General features: G+C 42.0%; 15 protein-coding genes and 1 pseudogene. 10 read left to right on the forward strand and 6 right to left on the reverse strand.

The genetic code is table 11. The features are described from left to right. Positions 1 to 262: 262 nt before the first annotated feature. A complete protein-coding gene (locus DESOR_RS08610; protein ID WP_014184214.1) occupies positions 263 to 1120 on the forward strand; it encodes a 3-hydroxyacyl-CoA dehydrogenase family protein in 858 nt (285 codons plus the stop codon). A gap of 34 nt (positions 1121 to 1154) precedes the next feature. Continuing rightward, positions 1155 to 2348, forward strand: coding sequence for a thiolase family protein (locus tag DESOR_RS08615; RefSeq protein ID WP_014184215.1), 1194 nt, complete (start codon positions 1155 to 1157; stop codon positions 2346 to 2348). Positions 2349 to 3052: 704 nt separating this feature from the next. Here the strand turns inward: DESOR_RS08615 and DESOR_RS08625 are convergent. Beyond that, positions 3053 to 3388, reverse strand: coding sequence for a hypothetical protein (locus DESOR_RS08625; RefSeq protein WP_148265245.1), 336 nt, complete (start codon positions 3386 to 3388; stop codon positions 3053 to 3055). Between the two features lie 361 nt (positions 3389 to 3749). On the opposite strand from DESOR_RS08625, the gene DESOR_RS30165 reads away from it, so the two are divergent. Beyond that, entirely contained in the window at positions 3750 to 4217 is a 468-nt protein-coding gene (locus DESOR_RS30165) for a PD-(D/E)XK nuclease family transposase (RefSeq protein ID WP_242832522.1), read from the forward strand. Between the two features lie 136 nt (positions 4218 to 4353). On the opposite strand, the gene DESOR_RS08635 is transcribed toward DESOR_RS30165, so the two are convergent. After that, complete coding sequence (locus DESOR_RS08635) at positions 4354 to 4860, reverse strand: flavin reductase (protein ID WP_014184218.1); 507 nt, start codon at positions 4858 to 4860, stop codon at positions 4354 to 4356. Between the two features lie 109 nt (positions 4861 to 4969). Next, positions 4970 to 5869 (reverse strand): DMT family transporter, encoded by a 900-nt coding sequence (locus DESOR_RS08640; RefSeq protein WP_345788329.1) that lies wholly within the window; start codon positions 5867 to 5869, stop codon positions 4970 to 4972. Between the two features lie 143 nt (positions 5870 to 6012). Between DESOR_RS08640 and DESOR_RS08645 the strand changes: the two genes are divergently transcribed. Together DESOR_RS08645 and DESOR_RS08650 are read left to right on the forward strand one after the other, a co-directional pair. Continuing rightward, positions 6013 to 6903, forward strand: a complete 891-nt coding sequence (locus DESOR_RS08645; protein ID WP_014184220.1) for a LysR family transcriptional regulator — start codon at positions 6013 to 6015, stop codon at positions 6901 to 6903. 10 nt (positions 6904 to 6913) lie between these two features. After that, positions 6914 to 7084, forward strand: a pseudogene (locus DESOR_RS08650) (thiolase family protein); the annotation flags it as partial. A 210-nt stretch (positions 7085 to 7294) separates the two neighbouring features. Here the strand turns inward: DESOR_RS08650 and DESOR_RS08655 are convergent. Continuing rightward, complete coding sequence (locus DESOR_RS08655; RefSeq protein WP_014184221.1) at positions 7295 to 8878, reverse strand: ABC transporter permease; 1584 nt, start codon at positions 8876 to 8878, stop codon at positions 7295 to 7297. After that, positions 8871 to 9584 (reverse strand): ABC transporter ATP-binding protein, encoded by a 714-nt coding sequence (locus DESOR_RS08660; RefSeq protein ID WP_014184222.1) that lies wholly within the window; start codon positions 9582 to 9584, stop codon positions 8871 to 8873. Before DESOR_RS08660 ends, DESOR_RS08655 begins: the two co-directional genes overlap by 8 nt. A 575-nt stretch (positions 9585 to 10159) precedes the next feature. On the opposite strand from DESOR_RS08660, the gene DESOR_RS29640 reads away from it, so the two are divergent. The 4 genes from DESOR_RS29640 (at position 10160) to DESOR_RS08675 (ending at position 13755) form a co-directional block, all read left to right on the forward strand. Further along, complete coding sequence (locus tag DESOR_RS29640) at positions 10160 to 10336, forward strand: hypothetical protein (protein WP_014184223.1); 177 nt, start codon at positions 10160 to 10162, stop codon at positions 10334 to 10336. Next, the gene (locus DESOR_RS08665; RefSeq protein WP_014184224.1) at positions 10326 to 11180 is read left to right on the forward strand and encodes a 3-hydroxyacyl-CoA dehydrogenase family protein; all 855 of its coding nucleotides are present in this window, start codon (positions 10326 to 10328) and stop codon (positions 11178 to 11180) included. Before DESOR_RS29640 ends, DESOR_RS08665 begins: the two co-directional genes overlap by 11 nt. Before the next feature lie 127 nt (positions 11181 to 11307). Next, positions 11308 to 12090: an enoyl-CoA hydratase gene (locus DESOR_RS08670; RefSeq protein WP_014184225.1), complete on the forward strand. Its 783-nt coding sequence runs from the start codon at positions 11308 to 11310 to the stop codon at positions 12088 to 12090. A gap of 216 nt (positions 12091 to 12306) precedes the next feature. Continuing rightward, a complete protein-coding gene (locus tag DESOR_RS08675) occupies positions 12307 to 13755 on the forward strand; it encodes a sigma-54 interaction domain-containing protein (protein ID WP_014184226.1) in 1449 nt (482 codons plus the stop codon). Between the two features lie 33 nt (positions 13756 to 13788). Here the strand turns inward: DESOR_RS08675 and DESOR_RS08680 are convergent, their stop codons facing one another. After that, the gene (locus tag DESOR_RS08680) at positions 13789 to 15234 is read right to left on the reverse strand and encodes a sigma-54 interaction domain-containing protein (protein WP_014184227.1); all 1446 of its coding nucleotides are present in this window, start codon (positions 15232 to 15234) and stop codon (positions 13789 to 13791) included. A gap of 406 nt (positions 15235 to 15640) precedes the next feature. Here DESOR_RS08680 and panB point away from each other — a divergent pair, with 406 nt between their 5' ends. Next, positions 15641 to 16492 carry a 3-methyl-2-oxobutanoate hydroxymethyltransferase gene (panB, locus tag DESOR_RS08685; RefSeq protein WP_014184228.1) on the forward strand — a complete coding sequence of 284 codons (852 nt, stop codon included), beginning with the start codon at positions 15641 to 15643 and terminating at the stop codon, positions 16490 to 16492. The last annotated feature ends 81 nt before the right edge of the window (positions 16493 to 16573 follow it).

Raw genomic sequence — 16573 nt, forward strand, 5'->3', positions numbered from 1 at the left:
TTACAGAGGAGCTTTCCCCCCCTCTGCAGCTCCGAGGACGTACCGGCCTGATTTCAGGGGCTTTTCGAAGATTTTGAGGGGATTTCCTTAACTGGCACAGAAGTTGCAATATCTATAGTTAACTGAATTATTATAAAATTCTTAAAGGTTTTGAGAGGAGGCCGGTAACAAGAATTGCTGGGGAAGGAGTACAGCCCTCGGGAAGCAGAGGAATGCAGCTGTTGAGTGTTAGTTAATTTACAGAAGCAGGAGGTAAACGAAGATGACGATTAAAAAGATTGGGGTATTAGGAGCCGGTTCCATGGGCGGCGGGATTGCCCACTTGGCAGCCGTCAGGGGTTTTGAGGTTATACTTTGCGATGTGGAAGAGCGTTTTGTGGAAGGAGCCGTCAAACGGATCGCAGGGTTTATGGATAAAAGTGTTGCCAAACAAAAAATGACTGTGGAAGAAAAGGACACAGCCTTAAAACGGATTACCACCACCACCAATATGGAAGACTTCGCTGCCGTTGATTTAGTAATTGAGGCTATTTTTGAAGACCTGGAGGTTAAAAAGAGCGCGTTTGAGATGCTGGACAAAATCTGTGGTCCGGATACCATCTTTGGCTCCAACACTTCCTCCATGTCCATAACCTCCCTGGCAGCGGCTACCAACCGCCCGGATAAGGTAGTGGGCCTGCATTTCTTCAACCCGCCTTTGATTATGCGGCTGGTAGAAGTCATCCGCGGCTATTATACCAGTGATGAAACCGTTGAACTGGTCTCAGAGGCTTCCCGGGGCATGGGCAAAACCCCTGTGGTAGTGAAAAAGGATACTCCCGGCTTTATCGTCAACCGGATCATGATGCCCCAGTTCCTGGAGGCCATCCGCATCCTGGAAGAAGGCATCGCCACGGCTGAAGATATTGATACGGCGGTCAAACTGGGTCTTAACTATCCTATGGGTCCTTTCGAGCTCATGGACTTTACCGGCGTAGAGATTTCCGTTCATGTGGCGGATTATTTATTCAATGAATTCAAGGATTCGAAATGGAATGCACCTCAGGCCATCAAAGCCGTGGTCAGAGCCGGACGCCTGGGCAAGAAAACCGGCGCGGGCTGGTTTGACTACGACAAATAAGAGAAATATTACTTTATAGTGGGAGGGGATCCGTATGTACACAAAAGCGTTTATTCCCTATCGAGGGTATTATAGTACTCCCTTTGTCCGTTGGCAGGGCAGCCTGCAAAACGAGCATCCCGTTGAGCTGGCGGCGGCAACGGCCAGCAAGTGGCTGGCAGGCAAAAGTATTGACCCAAAAATCTTTGAGTATTTAGTCTTCGGTAAAACCATTGGCATGCTTTGGACTTTTTATGACGCTCCCTGGGCGGCTGCCCTCATGGGTAACCCGGATATTCCCGGCATGCATATCACACAGGCCTGCTCAACTTCTACCACAGTTATAAACCAAGCGGCGGCCGGCGTTGAAACGGGCCTTTATGAAACATCCTTTTGTCTCCTCACAGACCGCTGCTCCAACGGTCCCTTCACGGTCTGGCCCAATCCTAAGGGTCCCGGCGGGGAAGTGATCTCGGAAAGCTGGATGATGGACAATTTTGACGGCGGTCCCTGGAAAGGGGTAGCCATGATTCAAACGGCGGAAAACGTGGTCAATAAGGCCGGGGGTATCAGCAAAGAAGATGTGGACCGGGTGACAGCCCGGCGCTATGAACAGTACCAGGATGCCTTAGCCGACGACAGGGCTTTCCAAAAGCGCTATATGATTCCTGTGGAATACAAGATCAGCAAAAAGAAAACCGGCCTGGTCGAAGCCGATGAAGGTGTAACTCCCACTACCTATGAAAGCCTGGCACCTTTAAAACCGGTGATTGCCGGCGGGGTTCATTCCTTTGGCGCGCAAACCCATCCCGCTGACGGCAACTGCGGGCTGATTGTTACCACCCAGGATAAGGCTAGAGAATTGAGTGCCGATAAAAACCTGACCATTCAAATCCTCTCCTATGGCTTTGCCCGGGCGGAAAAAGCCCATATGGCCATGGCCGTGGTACCGGCGGCAGAAATGGCCTTGAAAGGGGCGGGAATCAGCGTCAAGGATGTCAAAGCCATCAAAACCCATAATCCCTTCGCAGCTAATGACTTGTATATGGCCAATACCATGGGCCTTGACGTGATGAAGGTGAATAATTACGGCTGCCCCCTGGTTTACGGGCATCCCCAGGGACCCACTGCCGGCAGAGCCATTATCGAGATGATCGAAGAGCTGGTAATGCTGGGCGGCGGCTATGGCCTCTTCACCGGCTGTGCCGCAGGGGATACAGGGGCGGCTTTGGTGGTCAAGGTCTCCTGATTTGGATGAGATAGGTAGGAGTAAGGAACAGACAGTAGTTGCGTTATTTAAATAAATCTAATTAATTAGAAAAAGGCTAAAGTTAATAAAAATAACTTAGCCTTTTTCCCTTTTTAAGAAGAAAATATTAAGTTATTGAGTTCTGAAAAAGTTTCTAAGGCTTAATAAGTGATGAGATTTATTTATTTTTTTGAATAATACATTAAGGCTTAATACTAATCCATTTGCAATTAATAAGATATCTATAAATTCTTTAATAGAGTAGTACTTGTATAAAGCAAAAAATGCAAAAGCATAGGATATGGTATAAACCAGGATCGTAATTAGCTTATGCATAGAGAAGTTTAAAGAGTTAAGCATTAAATAAGTTGATAAAATTAAATAAAAAACACTGATGTATAAATGATTATATTGATCTATATTAGAATTTATTTTTAATTTTAGAAAAACTAAATTCCAATGGGACATATTCATTAATGTAATATAAGACATACCTATATAAATTAATAAATGGATTAAGTATATAGCTATTATAGACATTGTAGCTTTATTGACATTTTTCATAAATCACGCTCCTTTTGCGCTTCCGGTACAGGGGAAAAACAGAGGAATTCTTCGTGCCATTCTTACAGGGATGAGTGCTGCACTGGCGGCGTGACGCTGTTTTGCCCACAGGAGTGAACCTATGGATTACCTATTTACACTCATTCTACGTTTAAACTATTATCTTTAATAACTTGCTTCAATTGAAACCCTAAAAACTTATAATATAAAACGATTGTATTGGGATTAACTGGATTGTCACTTTCGATTGCTGCAATGCATTTGATATTCGTATCGTTAATATTAACATTCCCCAGTGTCATACCTGAAAAACCAGTCAATTCAGCATCAACAAGAGTCGCAGGCACACAATTCAATCTTCTTAATTGATAAGAGTAAGGCCTGACCCTTTCCTCTAATTGACCATTCTTTTGATTAGGAATGGCATAACCTTGTGAAGCTATCCCAAAGGGATGACGAATTAAATTAACTGTCATGGACAGTAAGTATAGTACAAAAGCTGCATACAACAACCTGCGCTTCAAAGTCTTAAAAACTCCTTTAATGACATTTCCTATATTATCCTTGATGATTTAATTCTACCTTAGTTACTTTATTTTATCAAAATATTATCTGATCTTCCCAGGTTCCGATGAGGGGATATGAAAAATTTTATAATAGTATCTAATTCCTTTATATGGAAGGAATTAAGGCTCTGGTTGTATAATGTAACCGTAGAATCCATTCCTTTGAAAGGGGAAGAAAAGACCATGACTGGGAACTGCACTCCCGATATCATTTGACCGAGGAAGAAACGGGCTACAAGTTGACGGACATCTTAGAGGTCCATTTTTGGAGATGCCTAAATTAGCTGATTCAGAAATTTCCAGAGATCAGAATAATTCTGTCGTGGAATGGATGGAATTCCTGGATGCTAAGTCAAAAGGAGTGATCGAAATGTTAGCCGAAAAGAATAAAGATATCAAGAAAGCCTACGATCTATTAAAGATCATCAGTAAAGATGAAAAGGCAAGAATGCTGTACGAGGCCAGAGAAGCGGAACTGCGTGACCAGCTGACCAGGATGAAGTCGGCAGAAAATAAAGGCAGAGAAGAAGGGGAGGCGGAAGGCAAACTCCTTATGGCTCAAGATGCCATTTGCCGATACCTTGCCGCACGGTTGGGCGCGGAATCTCAAGGGCTTCAGGAAAGTGTCCGCGCAATAATGGATTTAGATAGACTTAATAGGATCATGGACCGGATCTTTATAGTCACCAATTTAGATGAAGCAACAATTCTCATCCGAACCAGTTCGGTTTCTCAATAGCAGCCGGCGATTCTAAGACCCCATATTTTTCAAGTATTTTCGGTTTTATGGACAAAAAGGTGTGGCATTTAATGAATTAAAGAAAAGGTTAAAGTTAACAAAAATTAACTTAGCCTTTTTTCTTTTTATGTTTCAGTTATCTGTGGTGCAATACTTTTTCAATGTGTCCAAGGTAAATTCTATGAAATATTGATGACTCTTTATAATATTCATTAAACAACTCCTGAGAATCAAAATGATCCTCTTTAACATCCGTATGATAAACTTTTCTGCATACGAAAATTGTCTTTGCCTCTTCAAAAATTACTGTATTTTCAAACGGGATGGGATGTAGCCCTGATTCAGTCACTTTATCACATTCATTACCATGCATTCTTCCGCATATTTGTAAAGCGGGATGGTGAGGAACATCGAAAAAGGATACCGTAAAGTAATCGTTGTCCTCTAAAAATTGGTAGGAATACCTGTCCGGGTGAACATATACCTGCATCATTGGTTTTAAAAAGAATTTTCCACACATGACACCAGTTATAGTCATCATGTTAAATTTGTCTTTTGTTCCGGCGGTTAAAAGCGCCCAATCGTCCACTTTAGTCAATGGATTAAAATCAAAGTTCTTAAAAGATATCTCTTCAAAATTCACAAAAATTGCTCCTTTACCATAAATAGACCTCAATAAATTTATAAACAGAACCATTCCGGCAATTACTAACCTGATAGTAAAGAAAGTTCAGCCAATAAAGTTGTTCAGCCTATAGTGATTTATTTCCAGCATTTGATTCCACCCTATTGGATTTATCAGCATTTTTAGTATTTACAATCCATATTCCAGTAAGTACAAGTAAAATCCCTGCTAACGTAACTATCTTTAAGCTCTCATTTAAAAATACGCAACCAGAAATAATCCCCACCATAGGTACCAGTAGTAAAGAAGTCGATGCTTTGCTTGCTTCGGTACGACTCAAAATATGATTCCACATCACAAACGCCAGGGCCGAGGCCACAATCCCTGAAAACAGTATATAAACAGCAGGCATTAATCCCCAATGCGATTCTCCGTGTTCAAATGACAGTGAATATATCCATAATCCTAACGCTCCCATGGTCATTTGCCAAGTAGTATATTGAATGATATTACTATGCTTTAATTTCAGTTTAAAAAGCAAGTTGGCCACAGCCCAGGAAACAGCGGAGCTTAATGCCAGTAATACAGCCCAGAAGAATCCTCCTAAATGAGTATTCATAGCCAGAAATAAGCCAACTATGCCAAGAACAATTCCAAAGGTCTTTCTTGTCGTCAACTGTTCACCAGGAATCCACCAATGGGCCATGATTGAGAGAAAAAGCGGCATACTGTAGGTCAGAACCGAGGTAAGACCAGCGCTGACATAGTTAAGTGAGATTTGAATGGCTATGTTAAAATAGGTGGTTTGTATCAACCCACAGAGAACAAACCATTTGAATTCCGATTTATTGGGCAGAGGTATTTTTTTCATGAAGATTATGCCGAGGAGTACGATGGCGCCGGTTGAAAATCGTAATGCGGCAAACATAACAGGGGGAAAGGCACCATTTCCCAATTTCATGATTACAAAATTAAATCCCCAGACAAGACATAACATGGCCATCGAAGCACTCATAGGAATGATCATCCCCTCACATTATTATCGTTAGAATTTTTTGAAAAAATGGAATTTCTATAATTAACACTTTACAACGAGAATGAATTGGCGTCTAATATATTAAAATCGCACTATTAAGTCGAATAACGACTTAATAGTATAGGAGGAGTAACGTGGAACTACGTCAGCTTGAATATTTCACGGTTGTGGCAGAAGAGCTGCATTTTGGCCGCGCGGCAACGCGCTTACAGATGACACAACCGCCTTTAAGTCAACAAATTTTACTGCTTGAAAGGGAACTTGGAATAAAGTTGCTAAAGAGATCAAAACGCCATGTCGAGCTGACAGACGCCGGAAAAGTTTTTTTGCAGGAAGTTCGCCGCATCCTTACTCACTTAGAACGGGCTAAGGATGCAGCTTTAAGAGCACAGATGGGAATACTTGGCCGCTTAGAGCTGGGTTTTGTCGGCTCTGCAACCTTCGATATTCTTCCCATCATAGTTCGGGCGTTCCGGGAACAGTATCCCGATGTTGATTTGGTTCTTCATGAAATGCCTACACCAAAGCAAATTAAGGCATTTCACAATAAGTCCATCGACATTGGCTTTGTAAGAACTCCTGTGGTTGATCCGCTCATATCACATTTGACAATTCAGCAAGAGAAATGTATCGCCGTTATGCCCAAGTCTCATCCCCTGGCAGAACGTACTTCAATATCCATGGGTGAACTGAGCACAGAACAATTTATATTAGTGGAAAGGGATATTTGGCCGAGCTGGTATGATGATATCCTCTCAAAATGTTACGATGCCGGTTTCAGCCCCATCATCCGTCAGTACGTCAAAGAAATCCAGACCATCGTTGGCTTGGTTGCAGCAGGATTGGGTGTTAGTATCGTACCAAGATCAACAGCGAATATACAGGCAAGGGACGTTATGTATGTGGACATCAGGGGAGAAGCCCCGCAAGTAGAAATGAGCATCGCCTGGCGAACAGATAATAATTCAACCTTGATTAAACAATTTCTCGATATAGCAACACGATACATTGGGTGTGCCAGGTAGAAAAGATAACTTTAAAAATTACGGCTGTCCCTTGGTTTACGGGCATCCCCAGGGACCCACTGCCGGCAGGGCGATTATCGAGATGATCGAAGAGCTGGTTATTCTCGGCGGCGGCTATTGCCTTTTCACCGGCTGCGCTGCAGGGGATACCGGGGCGGCTTTGGTGGTCAAGATGTCTTGATACGGAATATAGATAATTGGGCGTAAGTACCCCTTTCTTGTGTGCTCCAAATAAAAATTTGAGGAAGTTTGAAGTATGACCTAAGTGATAGAAATAATGTACATATTTCAAAGAATGGAATGCTTGCCTCGAATTCGAAATAAGGATGATGTATTTTTATCACTGACTTTTTCTTCTTTTGAATAATTGAGCCTTGTAGTAAAAAAATTCCTATAATAATTCAAACAGCTTTTTACCTTTGGTAAAAAGGTACATTCCTGTAATCAACGTCAGCATAAGCAAGACGCAAACTACAGCTGTGGCAAAAACATCGAAAGAAACAACGTTTTGAAAGAGTAGGTAAATACCGGCAAATGCTCCTACCACAAACAACATGCCAAACATTGAAATCAACACGCTAGCACTATTCTTTACCACCTGCATTTCGTTGGTAAAATCGAACCGATGGTAACGTAGATTTGCAATCAAGCCAACTAAACCGCTTAACACAGACATTAGAACTGGGATTAAACACACCCAAAGAAAAGACATAAATGAGAAATGTAAGGTTAGCGATAATATTACGCTGTCGATGATTAGCACAGGTATGGCAATTGTAAGCTGAACACATAACTTTGCTAAAAGAATCGTACCCACATCCACTGGGCTAGCTTTAAGTATCCAGAGATTTTTGCCTTCAAGAGAGATAGACGGTGCAGTGGTATTGGCGAGTGCCGCTAAGAAACAAAATAACACTACCATACCTGCTGTTTTATTATCGGAAAACAAGTTTAAGATAGCCCTGAACTGTTTTCCGGAAAAAGACGACGAGACTGTAAATAACGTAATCAAAATCAACCCAATACTACTATTAAGTACATAGAAGGCTGAAGAAAAATATCGTCCAAATTCTTTTTGTAAAAGATTACTGAAAGGCGAGGAAACCTTGTAAGTAAGTCCTTTGGATTTAACCTTTTTCGTTGTGACAGTTTTGGATCGCAGTGATTTATACCAGCGTGACAAGATGGTCGTAAGTACTGCAAAAGGGATAAAATTAATAGCAAGGAAAATTAGCAAATCCGATAGACTGTTGTTTTTTATTGCGCTAACAAGATACCCAACAGGTGGGTAGAACTTTTGAATGCCTTCAACTAAGGAAGATGAACCGGCGACGATGGACTTAAAGTTATTTAAAACTGCTCTTACCAAAAAATTGATACTGCCTACACAAGCGAGTATAAGAACTATATTGATAGTATTTCGTGCCCGCTTCCCCATAGAAATAAGGTTAATCAAATAGCTAATAATAACCGCCACGGCAAGAGGAATTAGCGGAATAAACAGAAATCCAAGTACAGCGCATAAATAAAACATGGTGGATGGATGTGCATAATAGCTATAAACTCCTAGCACTGGAAGCGTAAAGATCAGATTGAGCGGCCAATTCCCCATAATTAAAGCAGTAATTTTTGAGAAAAGGATTTGATTGCTCGATAGTGGATATGAAAACAGCTGGTCAAGGTCACGACTCTCAAACAGCACGCCACTCACTGTAAACAATCCGATCATAAGTGTCATCAAGGTTAAAACTGAGAAAAGCAGTAGTAATATAATCCATTGCAAGTGAAAAGGTTCTAGCTTGCCATAAAGCATTTTCATTATCCAGCCGAAATATACCATTAGTCCTGCGTAAACAACCCCAATTAACCAGAGATACCCTCGATCCTGCTTTTTACTAGAGGAAACACGGACTAGATTCATCTGTGCTAGTGCCATAATAATATTGACTTTTACAAGCTCGATAAATTTATTCATTTTCCGTCAACTCCAAAAATACATCTTCGAGCGATTGTTTTCCGATAATTTGCTCGTTCGGTCCAGCTTCAATCAGTTTTCCGCCCTTGATAATGGCTATTTTATTGCAAAGCTTCTCCACAACCTCAAGCCCATGAGAGGAAAAGAAGATAGACGCCCCCTGTGTGGTCATTTCTTTCATATATTCCTTGAGTGTGTGCGATGCCTTAGGGTCAAGGCCAACGAAGGGTTCATCGAGAACGAGTAGCTTTGGCTTGTGAATGAGTGCTGAAATAATAGCAAGCTTTTGCTTCATACCGTGCGAATAGCTAGCAATTGGAGATGAAAGAGCATCAATAATTTCTAGCTCTGTGCCGTATTTTTCGATAGCCTTCTTTCGTTCCGGGATAGAGACATCAAATATATTTGCCACAAAGTTTAGATAGCGAATACCCGTCATAAACTCGTAGAGGTCTGGATTATCCGGAATATATGCTGTGATTTTCTTACAGTCCATCGGCTTTGCTTTCACCGATAGACCGTTAATTTCAATGTCACCGCTGTCAAAATCCTGAATTCCAACAATTGCCTTGATAGTAGTGGTCTTTCCTGCACCGTTATGCCCGATAAAGCCGTAGATGTCACCGTCTTCAACCGTGAGGCTCAAATTATCCACGGCTCTAACGCCACCGCCATATATTTTTATTAAATTTTTTATTTTTAACATTTCTTTAAAATCCCTTCTCAATGTAATATAAGCAACAAAACCAATCCTGCAATTTGTGTAAGCTGTCTACTGCTCATGGAATCACCAAATTTTCACTGCAGCCCATTTTTTAACTGAGCTCTGTAACCTAAAACCGAATAATATATCTTCTGAAAAAATTGTCTGTCAATTATTCTGGAGTCTTTGGGCTAGCCTCAATTGTTGTCCTCTTATTTTTTGAGTTTAAGCAAAATTATATACTTTTCGGAGAGTAGCTGATTTTCATATAATTCCCATAACCCGATAAAAAGACATCTGAAGAAACCCTGACATTAATTGAGACCACGAAAGTGGTCTTTTTTATAAAGGGTGTGTAATTAAAGCTGCCGCTGCAAAAATTTTTATCAGAATGGGGAAATAAATTTTACATTGATTAAGCCTTGAAAAAGGCTTTTTTACGAAAAGGCCGCCACCGCGGCTAAGATAGATACCTAGGATCTTGGCATTAAAATTGCAATAACCTTAATTTAACTGAATAATAAAAAAACAGATTCCTAATGTCTTGACTTAATGATCGTAGAGAGGGGGTTCAAGGGATGAAGCGAACTGAGATTTTGCTGAGGCAAAGGGAAAGGTTACTGACGAATGTGTTGGAGAGTAAGGAGAACCGGGCCAAGTGGCTGACCGAGCTGATGGATATCGATGATGAGATAGAGGAAATGGAGAAAAAGAGGCAGAGAGCTGAAAGGAGGTGTGTTTTAAATGCTGTTTAAAACGGTAGCGGTCTTAGGTGGAGCGGGAACCATGGGTTCAGGAATTGTCCAAGCGGTGGCTCAGGCCGGGCTTCAGGTTTTACTCTTTGAGGCGGATCGGGAAGCAGCTCAGCGGGGTAAAGGCAAAATCGATAAAGTCGTGGCAAAACTGGCGGAAAAGGGCAAAATCTCCCAGGCCGATAAACAGAGCCTGATGGATCGGATTGAGCTTTGTGATGATTTCCAGCGCCTGCAGGAGGCGGATTTGGTTGTTGAGGCCGTCTATGAAAATATTGACTTGAAAAAGGAGCTGTTCAGACAGCTGGATGCCCTGCTGAAACCGGAAGTGATTTTAGCCAGCAACACCTCCGCCTTGTCCGTGACGGAACTTGCCGGTGTGACAAAACGGCCGGACAAAGTCATTGGCCTGCATTTCTTTAACCCGGCTCCGGTTATGAAGCTGGTGGAAATCGTCATGGGTCTGACGACCAGTGAGGAAACCTATCAAGCCGCCGTTAGTTTTTGTGAGCAGATCGGCAAGAAAGTGATCAAAGCCAAAGACACCCCCGGTTTTTTAGTGAACTACCTGCAGATCCCTCTCCTCAACGGAGCGGTGGCAGCTTATGAAGCCGGCTTGGCTTCTGCCGAAGATATTGATAAAGCCTGTGTCTTGGGGATGAATCACCCCATTGGCCCTTTGGCCCTCTTAGACCTCATCGGTTTGGATAATGCCTTGGATGTTTTTACGGCTATGTATGAAGGAACGGGAGATATGCGCTTCTGGCCCCGGACCCTTCATAAACGCTTAGTCCAGGCCGGTCATTTGGGCAGGAAAACCGGGCAGGGTTTTTACACATACCATTAAGATCAGAGATAGAGATTAGAAATTAGACGATTAGACGATTAGAAGATTAGAGAGATCAGAGATCAGATCAGTGATTTAGAGACTTGAGATTAGAAATTAAGAGGCGAGAGCAGAGGAGGAGAAGGATATGGCAGAGAATAAGGTTGTCGAACTGACCATTGAGGAGAATGTGGGGATTATCACCATTAACAATCCGCCGGTTAACGCCCTTACCCTGGATGTGAGAGAACAGCTGAAAGAGGTTTTGGCGGATGTTGACGGCAATGAAGAAATCAGGGCCTTGGTGATTACCGGGGCAGGGCCGAAATTCTTTGTAGCGGGTGCCGACATTAAGGATTTCCCTAATCAAATGGAAAAGGGCCCCCGGGAGAATGCCACCATTTATAAAGACATGTTTACCTATCTTGAAGACTCACCCCGGCCTGTGATCGCCGCCTTAAACGGTTTGGCCCTGGGAGGGGGATGCGAGCTGGTTCTAGCCTGTGATCTGAGAATTGCTGATGAAAAGGCAAAGCTCGGCTTGCCTGAAGTAACCTTGGGTTTGATTCCCGGTCTGGGCGGCACCCAGCGTTTAGCCAGACTGGTGGGACCGGCCAAGGCCAAGGAGCTGCTCTTTACCGGCAGCCCTATCACGGCGGAAGAAGCCTTAAAGATCGGTTTAGTGAATCAGGTGGTTCCTGCCGGAACGGCCTTTGAGGAAGCCCTTAAGTTGGCGAAAAAACTGGCCAAAGGAGCGGGGGTGGCCATGGCCTACGGAAAATATCTGGTCAATAAAGGCTTGGAGCTGCCCTTGCAAGACGCTATGGAGATAGAGATGCAGCATGTGGAAAAAATCTTCCTGACGGAAGATTTGAAAGAAGGCTTAGACGCCTTTATCAATAAACGTCCGCCGGTATTTAAAAACCGCTAAGCCGCCAAGGGCTGAACAGGATAAAGACCATAGCCTTTCAGGAGTTCTCGGGTAGTACTCCTGAAAGGCTTAGTCTGCTTAGCCGGTCATAATTTTTTAAGCAGAAGAAGGAATTATTTCTATAATACAGAATATTCAATATATAACTGAAAGTTTCGAATATGCTTGTGGTTACCGTTTTATTATCGTTATCAATGAAGAGAGGCGGAGATAAACGTGACTGTTGGGTCTGATTGTATACAACCACATCCTATTCAAGAATTACTGTCAGGAAATTTAAATTCGAATCCAGGCCAACAGTTTCTTCAGCAAATCATCGACAACTCCTATGATTCAATTTTTGTCACGGATAAATACGGCAATGTGTTGTTAGCCAGTATCGGGACTGGGATCTTTATGGGCTATGAAAGAACGGAAGACATGATCGGAAAAAATGTCAAGGAGCATGTTAAAGACGGAATATACGATTGGTCCCCGACTATAGAAGCCATTAAAAGCCGTTCCGTAGTCTCCGGAATCGTCAGAAACAAAAACGGCGTTCAGGAAATGGCCACCAGTAAGCCTCTTATCGATGAGCATGGGGAAATCGTCATGGTGATCACCAATGCCCGGGATACCAAACTGGTGGATGATTACATTGCCGCCCTGGAAAAAGAAAGAAGCACTGTCCACCGTTATAAAACCGCTGTGGAATACCTGAGTGATGTGGATGCGGGGAATAAAGAAATTGTAGCGGAAAGTCCCCAGATGAAAAAGATCATTAAAACCTGCAACTTCATTGCCAAGGCCGACAGTACGGTGATGCTCATCGGCGAGACGGGGACAGGGAAAGAGGTTATGGCCAGGTACATTCACCGCCATAGCCTGCGCTCCAAAGAGCCTTTTATACCTGTGAATTGCGCCGCCATTCCTCAGGAGCTGCTGGAGTCCGAATTTTTTGGCTATGTCAGAGGCGCTTTCACCGGCGCCAATCCCCACGGGAAACCGGGGCTGTTTGAAATTGCCGATAAAGGCACCTTGTTTTTGGATGAAATTGCGGAATTGCCCATGGCGATGCAGTCGAAACTGCTGCGGGTCATTGAATCCGGAGAGGTCCAGCGGCTGGGGGACACCAACATCTATCACGCCAATGTTCGCTTTATTGCTGCCACCAACCGGGATTTAAAAGCCATGATCTCTCAAAAACTCTTCAGAAGCGATTTATACTACCGGCTCAATGTCATACCAATTAATATACCCACCCTTCGGGACCGGCCCGAGGACATTTTGGCCTTTGCCCACAAGTTTTTAGGGGAATTAAACCGCAAATACGCCCTGAAAAAACAGTTCTCCTCTCAGGCCACCCAGTCACTTTTTAACTATAACTGGCCGGGGAATGTGCGGGAACTGCGGAATGTTATCGAACGCTTGGTGATGACTTCCATGGGAGATATTTTGAACTTTGAAGAAGATTCACTGGTTAGCCGGAAAACCCGTCTGGATTGCGAACCCAGGCCCCAGGAGGGCGATAGGGCTTATGAGGGAACCTTGAAAAGTGTGCTTAAATCCGTGGAGGAAGAGTATATAAGCCAGGTTTTGCGGGAGTGCGGGGGACGGATGGGAGAAGCAGCCCGGCGCTTGGGGATTCACAGGACCATGCTTTACCGCAAGCTAAATAATAAATAGATAACCCTAGATAAAGCTGCGAAACCGAAACTGTCAAGTTTTATACTTAGGTTCAAAAATTTTTAAAACTCCTAAGCGATATTGAAGATTTTGTCTTGATATACCAAGGTTTTTGGCTGATCTGCTAAGATTGCCATTGTTACTATTAATCTCTTTAATGATTATTTCTCTTTCAATTTGATTTAGCGTTTCTTTCAAATTATTGGCTTTGCAAAGTTTATGTGCTGGTTTAGTTTTAGAACTGTTGACAATGTATTTGGGAAGATGGTGAGAACAGATTAGAAGATCCTTTATTTCTGTCATATTCATTGAATAATCAATACAATGTTTCAACTGGCGAATGTTACCAGGCCAATTATAATTTTTCAAAAGTTTATAAGCTTCATCTGAAATGCCATGGATATTTTTTCCCATAATTTGATTGTTTGCTCTAATAAAACTATTTGCCAATTCGTAAATATCATCAAACCGCATTACTAGAGTGGGAATTTCTAAGGTGAGGGCAGACAGCCGATAGTAAAGGTCGGGTCTTAATTGAGCTTTTTTAATGGCTTCAACAGGATCAATATTCGTTGCACTAATAATTCGTCCATTTACTAAGATCTCCTTATTATCTCCGACTCTGCGGATCTTATTGGTTTCCAAAACTCTTAGCAGGGATGCTTGAAAGGCTAAACTAGTTGAGTTCAGTTCATCCAAAAATAAAGTACCATTTTTCGCTTGTTCAAAAAGGCCAATGGTATCATTAGCCCCTGTGAAAGCCCCTTTAGTTGTTCCAAAGAGTATACTTTCCAGGAGCGTTTCAGGAATTGAGCTGCAATTTATAGCCACAAAGGGGCCCTTAGATACAGGGCCATAATTGTGAATACTTTGAGCAAATAATTCTTTACCGGTTCCGGTGGCACCGACAATAAGTATTGGTGAAGAAGAGAGTGATATTCTCTTCGCCATGGCAATGGTCGATTTAGTAATAGTGCTTGAGCCAATAATATCATCAAAGTGAAACTGTGTTCCGTTTTGGTTTTGTATCTTCTTTTGTAAGAGAAGATCATGCTGTAATCGTGTGATAGTAGAGGACATTTCAATTATTTGAGAAATGTCTTTAAAAACTGCAATTGCACCTAATAATTTATCATTTGAGAATATAGGGTAGGCACTGGTAATGACATTGACGAGTTGGCCCTTTTGAGTAATATATCGCATCACTTCATTAATGATAGGTTTTCCGGTTTGTAGTACGCCAAGCATGACGCTGTTATCAGAAGTTAGTTCTACATTTTCATCTAACCGATAAGTATCACGTATATTCTTACCTAATATGTCTTCTCTCTTATATTGTTCTATTGTTTCACATCCTTTCGAATAGTAAATGGTACAACCATTTATATCCACAACTTGTATGCATATATCTTCTAAGACTTCTATAATTTTTAGCGGCAATTCTAGTAAACTATCTTCAAGGAAGTGTGATTCTAACATATATACAATCCCACCTTTAAATAAATAACTGAATTTTACAATAAGTATACCATGATATTCGAGTTTGGCTGACTGTGGAAAATATAATATTCAGCAAAAAGTAAAGGAATTTTGCATGCAAAATTCCTTTACTTTTTGCTGAATAGGGTACTTATCTCAAAGGTTTATTAGCCTTTGAAAAACAAACAGATAATTTAAATGTAAAGAAATTTTTACATTTAAATTATCTGTTTGTATTAATTTACAGAATTATCTTTACAATAAGGATTTTAAAAATGAATAATATAAAATAATTCATATGAAATTGTCAAAAAAACACTAATAATGTAAAAATATTGATTATTTAAAAAATGGCACAGGAATTGCTATCATAAAAGATCATGGATCAAATAAAGGGGGCATTTAAGTGGCTCGAAAAAAAGGGATCTTAGATTTTATGAAAATGAAGAACGATGGAGAGCAAGCTGTATGGGTAACAGCCTATGATTATCCTACGGCTTCCTTCGCGGAGCAGGCGGGCATGGATTTAATACTTGTGGGGGATTCATTAGGGATGGTGGTGCTCGGTTATGGGAGTACGATACCTGTAACGATGGAGGAATGTATTTCTCATTGTCAGGCAGTTCGCAGGGGGGCCCCGAATACTTGGATCGTCGGAGATATGCCATTTTTGTCCTACCAAATTTCAGATCAAGATGCAGTAAAAAATGCAGGCAGGTTTCACAAAGAGGCAAATGTCGACTGCGTTAAGCTTGAAGGGGGAAGACGGGTTTGCAGTCAGATTAGAGCAATCACAGATGCCGGGATGCTGGTCATGGGCCATATTGGCTTAACTCCTCAAAGCTCCGGACAGTTAGGCGGGTTTAAAGCCCAGGGCAGAGACGTGAAAAGTGCCAGAGAACTTATCTTAGATGCCATCGCTATTCAAGAAGCCGGAGCATATGCCCTTTTATTGGAAGCCGTTCCGCCAGAACTGACGGGCTTTATCACCCGAAAATTGGAGATTCCCGTTTATTCCATAGGCGCTGGACAACCTTGTGACGGTCAACTTCTGATATCTGGGGATATGCTGGGTATGTTTGAGATGTTCACACCAAAGTTTGTCAAGAAATATGCGAATATGGCTGAAATTGAAGTGAATGCCTTTAAACAATACATTAATGATGTGAAAACCGGACTATTTCCAACGGATGATCATGTTTATCACATTTTGGACAGCCATGAAGAATTCGAAAGTTTATTTAAGGAATTTAGCTAATCGCAATTATCCATAGAGAGTGAAGAAAAAGTTTTAGCAGATTCTTGAATTCCAAGGGCAGAGCAGAGCTTGTATATAGAA

The organism is Desulfosporosinus orientis DSM 765, from assembly GCF_000235605.1.
In the GTDB taxonomy this organism is placed as follows: Bacteria; Bacillota; Desulfitobacteriia; order Desulfitobacteriales; family Desulfitobacteriaceae; genus Desulfosporosinus; species Desulfosporosinus orientis.